The following is a 2,535-nucleotide window of genomic DNA, read 5'->3' on the forward strand; positions in this document are numbered from 1 at the left end:
TGAAGTGTTTACTGGTGGGCCGGGGGTGAGGTGACCGCCGTGTGCTACGTTGAGAGCCATGAAGGTGTCGCCTGGCTTGGGTACAGCCATGATGACAGCAATGTTTGCCTGTGCACCTGAGTGTGGCTGTACGTTAGCGTACTCGGCACCATAAATCTCCTTGAGCCTGTCAATCGCGAGCTGCTCGATCTGGTCTACGACTTCGCAACCGCCGTAATAGCGTGCGCCGGGGTAACCCTCTGCATATTTGTTAGTACATACGCTTCCAAGTGCCTCAAGCACCTGCTTGCTGACGTAGTTCTCTGAAGCGATGAGCTCGATACCTGCCGTCTGACGTTCTTCTTCCTTCTTGATGAGGCTAAAGATTTGGAGATCCTGTTTCATTTCTTTTTTCTTGTTTGGATTCACAAACTTAAATATTTTTATTCATTTTACCTACCTTTGCAGGCATCTTTAGAACAAAATATATGGGCAACAGAAAGCTTCTGAACATGGAATTGCGCCGAGTTTCGGCCGAGGAATATCGCGAACTTCCTGAATCCGGATTGGTCGTCGTACTCGACAATGTAAGGAGTGCCCATAACGTCGGATCTGCTTTCAGAAGCTCGGATTCCTTCAAGGTGGACAGGCTATGTCTCTGTGGCATATGTGCTACGCCTCCTTCTGCGGAGATACATAAGACTGCCCTTGGGGCTGAGGACAGCGTCGCCTGGGAACATTTTTCCGACACCATGGATGCCGTTGCGAAGCTCAAGGCTGAAGGTTACACGGTGGTCAGCGTGGAGCAGACGGTTGATTCAGTGAAGATGGATTCTTTCATGCCGGATCCGGACACGAAATACGCCCTGATCTTCGGTAATGAGGTCGCAGGGGTGGATCAGCGCGTAGTTGATGCTTCAGATTTTTCTCTCGAGATACCGCAGTACGGTACGAAGCACTCCCTCAACGTCTCGGTTACTGTCGGTATTGTTCTGTGGCACTTCCATCGAAGGTGAGATCCTGGCTGTGAACCCATGCGGTAGGCGACATGCCGACTATTTCCTTGAACTTCCTGCAGAACTGCGGACCTGAGGTGAAGCCGCTGGCCTCCGCCACGTCTTCCATCCTGGCGTCTTTCTTTTTCAGGAGATATTCTTTGGCGTAGCATATCCTAAGCCCGTTTATGTAGTCCCTGAAGGTCATTTCCATCATCGAGTTCACGAGCATCGACACGTAGGTCCTGTTCGTGCCCAGGGCGGTGGCTACCTTGTCAAGCGAGATGTCCTGATCGAGATATGCCTTGTCTCTCTCCACGTAGAGAATCATCTTTTCCTTGAGTGCCTCCATGACGCTGTCGTCATTCTTTGTCGGCGTGTCTACGGGAATTCCTGCGCAAGGTACGGCATCCCTATGGTAATAGAGCTTTCCTATGGCGGCGAAGCATATTGCCATGACCGCTGCCAGGGATGCGTTTGTGATAGGGTGTGTCAGCATGAAGTCTCTCTCGAGGTATACTCTTACCATGCTGACCACGAGTGCGAGTATCACTGATGAGGCCATCGCGACATAGCGCTTGCAGAAGAATCCGTCCTCCTTTCTTTTCCTTATTATATATATAAGGATAAGTGATATCGCAATCACGGCTTCCGTAAGAAGAATTACCTGGTAGAGCACGTAATTGTTAAAGTGCAATGCCAGAAGGTCCGAGTCGGTTTTCTGTAGTATATGTCCTCCGTTTGCGGAGAACTTGAGTATAGCACTGGATACTTTCTCAAGTCCAATCTTGTGGTAAAGTCTTATGGAGTTCGTACCGATGATGAGTCCCGGGATGAGCGAGAGCCATGCAGCCTTGTCGGGCATCTTGTGCTTCCATTCAGAATAGAGGAAGAAAACGACTACAGGTATGATCCAGAAAGATAGAAACTGAGCTATCACGTCCATCGATACGAGCGTGACGGGGGTCGTGCCAAACGTAATGAACGTGGCATCAGCGAAGAAATAGACAGTGCAGATCAACCCAAGGATGTGGAAGCATGCGTTTGGCCACCTCCCTTTCCAAAAGGGATAGATCAGCGCCAGCGCCAGGCTTGTGAGGCATGGCAGGAACTGGATAAGGCTGACAAACATACACTCAAATGTAACTCATTTTTTCATACTCGCCAAATTTGAGGGCCGAAACCTCTTGGTGATAACAAAAAGAAAGGCTATCGGATGCTCCGATAGCCTTTCATGATATTATGTAAACAATATTACTCGTTTACGATTGCTGCCTGTGCTGCTGCGAGGCGTGCGATAGGAACGCGGAATGGAGAGCACCTTACATAGTTGAGGCCGATCTTGTGGCAGAACTCAACTGAAGCAGGATCACCACCGTGCTCGCCGCAGATACCGCACTTGAGGTTCTCGCGGGTCTCACGGCCGCTCTCTACAGCAAGCTTGACGAGCTTACCGACAGACTTGGTGTCGAGAGTCTTGAATGGGTCAGCCTCGAGGATCTTGTTGTTGAGGTAGTCGCCCATGAAGGTGCTGACATCGTCACGAGAGAAACCGAAGGTC

At 50.2% G+C, this 2,535-nt stretch carries 3 protein-coding genes and 1 pseudogene; 1 reads left to right on the forward strand and 3 read right to left on the reverse strand.

Annotation, left to right across the window (positions count from 1 at the left end):
- A pseudogene (gene glyA / locus AC06ND_RS08755) lies at nt 1-384 on the reverse strand (serine hydroxymethyltransferase); the annotation flags it as partial.
- A gap of 83 nt (nt 385-467) precedes the next feature.
- Between glyA and AC06ND_RS08760 the strand changes: the two are divergent.
- Complete coding sequence (locus AC06ND_RS08760; RefSeq protein WP_475678601.1) at nt 468-995, forward strand: RNA methyltransferase; 528 nt, start codon at nt 468-470, stop codon at nt 993-995.
- Here AC06ND_RS08760 and AC06ND_RS08765 read toward each other — a convergent pair.
- Nucleotides 955-1,920 (reverse strand): AraC family transcriptional regulator, encoded by a 966-nt coding sequence (locus AC06ND_RS08765; protein WP_475678602.1) that lies wholly within the window; start codon nt 1,918-1,920, stop codon nt 955-957. The genes AC06ND_RS08760 and AC06ND_RS08765 overlap by 41 nt on opposite strands.
- A gap of 308 nt (nt 1,921-2,228) precedes the next feature.
- Nucleotides 2,229-2,535 (reverse strand): putative PEP-binding protein (locus tag AC06ND_RS08770; protein ID WP_475678603.1); only part of this gene is annotated, 307 nt, incomplete at its 5' end.

The organism is Candidatus Cryptobacteroides sp. (assembly GCF_056207615.1).

What these genes read in the sequence shown, in the direction of transcription:
- AC06ND_RS08760 (WP_475678601.1), top strand. Translation starts at nt 468, where the DNA reads ATGGGCAACAGAAAGCTTCTGAACATGGAATTGCGCCGAGTTTCGGCC.
- AC06ND_RS08765 (WP_475678602.1), bottom strand. Translation starts at nt 1,920, where the DNA reads ATGGACGTGATAGCTCAGTTTCTATCTTTCTGGATCATACCTGTAGTC.